General features: G+C 35.2%; 1 pseudogene. It reads left to right on the top strand.

The annotated features are described in order from the left end of the window. Positions 1–203: 203 nt before the first annotated feature. Positions 204–364, top strand: a pseudogene (locus tag IQR33_RS22765) (anaerobic nitric oxide reductase flavorubredoxin); the annotation flags it as partial.

Raw genomic sequence — 364 nt, 5'->3', positions numbered from 1 at the left:
TTAAAGAAGTCATAGCCAATACCGATTGTGTCAATATGACTATTGTAGTGTCTTAATGACAATTTTCAACTGTGTCTAAATGACACTTGTTAAAGTTGGATTTCAATTAAGATATTGAAATATATGGCAATTAAAAGTTGGCATGCCCAGTGCAATACAAGAAGAAATTAGTTTTGTTTATCCCGTCATTCAAGGTAGTAATTATGACAATTCACGTAAAAAACAACATCCACTGGGTAGGTCAACGCGATTGGGAAGTCCAAGATTTCCACGGTACAGAATACAAAATGACAAAAGGTACCAGCTACAACAGTTATCTAATTCGTGAAGAGAAAACCGTATTGATTGATACGGTCGATCATCG

The organism is Vibrio sp. OPT46 (assembly GCF_015163535.1).
In the GTDB taxonomy this organism is placed as follows: domain Bacteria; phylum Pseudomonadota; class Gammaproteobacteria; order Enterobacterales; family Vibrionaceae; genus Vibrio; species Vibrio alginolyticus.
This window is presented reverse-complemented; position numbering and strand designations above follow the sequence as displayed.